This window comes from Mycobacterium sp. (assembly GCF_039583785.1).
Taxonomy (GTDB): domain Bacteria; phylum Actinomycetota; class Actinomycetes; order Mycobacteriales; family Mycobacteriaceae; genus Mycobacterium.
Map to the genome: position 1 here is coordinate 1 of NZ_JAVKSG010000140.1, position 3789 is coordinate 3789.

Sequence of the window (3789 nt, forward strand, 5' to 3'; positions counted from 1 at the left end):
GCGCTCGTCATGTTGACCCTCGGGCCGGTCGAGCACGTCCTGCCGCACGAGCGCGTGCCACAACTTGATCCCTAGATGGACCCACATTCATGCCGGGAGCCCCGCTATTGATCGTGTTGCTGTTGTTCGTCGTCGCGCTCGGGCGACTTGCCGGGGCGAGGATCAACGTCGACGGCGCAGCTGCCCAAGCCGCCCGGGCCGCGTCGATCGCTGCCACCCCCGGGGAAGCCACCGCAGCAGCCGAGCAGACCGCGCTCGGCGCGCTCGGATCGGACCACGTCACCTGCGCCACCCTCCGAGTTTCGACGAACACCGTCCGGTTCGCGCCCGGCGGATCGGTGAGCGTCACCGTCACCTGCGCCGTGGCACTCAGTGACCTGACTGGACTGCGCCTGCCCGTCACCGAGCGCATCTTTTCGACTGCGGCCTCGGTCATCGACACCTACCGCTCGGCTCCCGCTCCATGACCGCGACCCGCAGCAGGCTGAGCCGGCTTCGCGGCGAGGAGGCGGGGATGGTCACCGCCTTCGTCGTCATCTTCACCATGGCACTGCTCGCTATGGCCGGCCTCGTTTTGGACGGCGGGCTCGCGCTTTCGGCCAAGGTGCGCGCCATCAACGACGCGCAGGCAGCAGCCCGGGCTGGCGCCCAGGCGATCGACATCCCCGTCTACCGCCGAAGCGGCACGATCACCTTGGACCCCGCAGAGGCGGTCGCCGACGCGCAGGGCTTTCTTGCCGCAGCCGGCGAGCACGGGAGCGTCACGGTTGCCGGTGAGACCGTCGAGGTGACCGTCACCATCACCGAGCCCACCCAGATCCTCTCGGTCGTCGGGGTCGACCAACTGACCGTCACGGGCACCGGCAGCGCGACCGTAGAGCAGGGGCCCTGAATGGCCCGGATCGCACACCTCGCAAAGGGTCTCGGCGCACTCGTCGTCTTGGCTGCCCTTGTGGCGGGCATTCCCTGGGCGCTGTGGTAACCATTCAGGACCCCACGGGCGCGGGCACCCGCTGCTTGGACCGTCCGGAGGAATCGCGCTGTCCTGGGCAGCTGCGTAGCTGCGGGGAGTAGGACGTCTCTGCACCAATCGTGGACCCGGGCGGGTCGGTGTGGAGTAGCTCCGGTGGCCGGCACCGCTGTCGACTGGACACGCCTCTCGGTGCTGTGTAGTTTCAAGCTTGTGACTCGCACCAGGCCGGCTCTGCCCGGCAACAACCTCGCTGGCGAGAAGGCCGTGGTGCGCGAGGGCACCGAGACCCCAAAGCGCTGTTTGGTTGCAGGCAGCCAGGCCACTGGGGGCTACCGCTACGTCGGGCGGGATCCGACGCGTTACGCGATGTCCCGGGTGGTCTGCGAAGCGTTCGGCTGGTACAAGCCTGATGGGGGGTCGAAGGACATGTCGGTTCGTGTCGCGTTGATCGCGATGGCAGCGGACGGGTTGATCGTGCTTGCTGAGCTGACCTGTCGGAGGCCGGTCGCTTACCATCGTCTGTCTGCGAGGAGCATCGAGGTAGGCCCTGAGATCGCCTGTCAGCTCGGTGAGATCGAGATCTTCGCGGTGTCGAAGACCGAGCAGACCCGCACGTGGAACGAGGCGATCGCGTGTTTCTGCTACTCGGGCTGCACCCCGGGCTGTGGGGCACAGTTGCGCTACCTTGCCTACTGTGAGGGTTGCCTGCTTGCCGTGGTGGGCTTTGGTGCTGCTGTCTGGGCGCTGTCGGATCGGGCTGGGTTTATAGGATGGGGGGCCGGGACCCGCAAGCAACGACTTCATCTCGGTGTCGGCAGTCCCCGCTACCTCCTCTGTCCTTGGGTTCGGGTTCCCTACCTGGCTTCTTACCTCCTCGGTGCGTTCACCTGCGAGCTGCGCTCCGAGTGGACCGCTCGCTACCACTACGCACCGGTGCTGGTGGAGAGCTTCGTCGAGGTCGGGCGCCACGCTGGTAGGTGCTATAGGGCGGCCAACTGGGTCTTAGCCGGGCGGAGCAAAAGTCGGGCAAGCTCGACCGGTGCAACCAAAGGGCGTTGCCGGTGAAAGACGTCTATCTCTACCCGCTGCACAGGGCCTTCCGAGCCGAGTTGTTGGGCGAGACCGCGGTCAGGCGGTGAGCGGGTTGGAGCACACCTCGCTGGGACAAGACAACGAGCAGCTGCGAGCCGAGCTGGCGGCGCAGCACGCACTGATCGAGGCACTGCAGGCCCGTGTCGCTGAGCTGACAACCGAGAAGGCCGCCCTGGCGGGCCTGATAGACCAGCTGCGGCGCAAGGTCGCCGAGTTAGAAAAGCGCCTGGGGAAAGACTCATCGAACTCCTCGCTGCCTCCATCGTCTGACCGTTTCACGAAAAAAGCCAAGCAGGAAAGCCCGAACCGTGCCGCCCGGCGAGCTATGGGACGCAAACCCGGCAAGCAGCCCGGCTCGGATGGCAAGCACCTCGCCCAAGTGGAGAACCCCGACAACGTCGAGATCCACTCGCCGCCGTGCTGTTCGAACTGCGGTAGGGATCTCGCTGGGGTCCCGGTCGAAGACGTCGAGGTCCGCCAGGTCATGGACCTGCCTGAACCAAAACTTGAGACCACCGAGCACCGGGCCGAGACGAAGCTGTGTCAATGCGGAACAAAAACCAAGGGACCGTTTCCGAAAGAGGCCCGGTCCTATGTTTCCTACGGCCCCAAGCTCCGGGCGATCGGCCTGTACCTCCTCAGCTACCAGCACCTACCCGTCGAGCGTTGTGCTGAAGCGATCCGTGACCTCTTCGGCGTCGAGGTCTCGACAGGGTTCTTGGACCATCTTTACACAGAGGGAGCAGATGGGCTCGAGTCTTTCATGGCCGCTGTCCTCGCCCACCTGCTCGGCAGCGAGGTCGTCCACGTCGACGAGACCTTCGACTACCTGAAGAAAGACAGAATCTACTTCCACGTCGCGAGCAACGAGCTCTACACCTTGTTGCACGCGGATGTGACCCGGGGCAAGGAAGGCACCGAGCGCACCGGGCTGTTCCCTGACTTCACCGGCATCGCGGTCCATGACCGCTTGGCCCAGTACTTCGGCTACGACAAGGCGTCTCATGCGATTTGTTGTGCTCACCTAGTCAGGGATCTAGCCTCGGTCGCAGCGATCACTACCCAAGCACACTGGGCGACGTCGATGACCGCAGTGCTGATCGAGATGAAGCTGGCCGCACAGACCGCTAGGACAGCCGGTAACAGCCGGATCGCAAAACAGACCCTGGCCGGCTTCCTCTCCCGCTACGACGCTATCGTCGACGAGGCACTCTCGCTCAACCCCACCCCGGTTGGCCGAAAACGAGACGAGCTCGAAAAAGAGTCGTACAACCTGGCCAAAGCGATGAAACAGCGTAAGGACGACATCGTACGCTTCGCCACCGACCTGCGTGTTCCCTTCACGAACAACCAGGCTGAGTCCGACCTTCGCATGGTGAAACTGCACTCGAAGATCAGCGGCCCCTTCCGGGCGATGCACGGCGCTGAGCGCCTCGCCACCGTACGCTCCTACCTTTCAACCGCAGCCAAGCACGGCCTCGAGCCGATAGAGGTGCTCACCGCGTTGTTCGCCGGAAAGGCCTGGATCCCCCAGCGGAGCTGACCAACCTCATCGGGCACTCAGTCGATCGAACCCGATGCGAGGACCACGACATCACCACCTCGCTGGACCCTACGCGACCCAAGTTCCCCGGCCGATCCAATCGTTACCCGACAACTCGACGACGCTCTCAGCGTGACCATCGATGCCGTCAACCTCCGCAGCGATGCCATCGCCCGAACGC

At 64.8% G+C, this 3789-nt stretch carries 4 protein-coding genes; all 4 read left to right on the top strand.

Features of this window, described 5'->3' with window-relative positions; translation table 11 throughout:
- The first annotated feature begins 89 nt into the window (after positions 1–89).
- The 4 genes from ABDV69_RS20435 (at position 90) to ABDV69_RS20450 (ending at position 3608) form a co-directional block, all read left to right on the top strand.
- On the top strand, positions 90–467 hold the full coding sequence (locus tag ABDV69_RS20435) for a TadE/TadG family type IV pilus assembly protein (protein ID WP_343577596.1): 378 nt from the start codon (positions 90–92) through the stop codon (positions 465–467).
- A gap of 47 nt (positions 468–514) precedes the next feature.
- A complete protein-coding gene (locus tag ABDV69_RS20440) occupies positions 515–892 on the top strand; it encodes a pilus assembly protein TadG-related protein (RefSeq protein WP_343577597.1) in 378 nt (125 codons plus the stop codon).
- A gap of 234 nt (positions 893–1126) precedes the next feature.
- Positions 1127–2038 carry a Druantia anti-phage system protein DruA gene (locus ABDV69_RS20445; protein ID WP_343577598.1) on the top strand — a complete coding sequence of 304 codons (912 nt, stop codon included), beginning with the start codon at positions 1127–1129 and terminating at the stop codon, positions 2036–2038.
- Positions 2039–2108: 70 nt separating this feature from the next.
- On the top strand, positions 2109–3608 hold the full coding sequence (locus tag ABDV69_RS20450; protein ID WP_343577600.1) for an IS66 family transposase: 1500 nt from the start codon (positions 2109–2111) through the stop codon (positions 3606–3608).
- Positions 3609–3789 lie beyond the last annotated feature (181 nt).

Coding starts and splice junctions, on each gene's coding strand:
- ABDV69_RS20435 (WP_343577596.1), top strand. CDS start 90: ATGCCGGGAGCCCCGCTATTGATCGTGTTGCTGTTGTTCGTCGTCGCG.
- ABDV69_RS20440 (WP_343577597.1), top strand. CDS start 515: ATGGTCACCGCCTTCGTCGTCATCTTCACCATGGCACTGCTCGCTATG.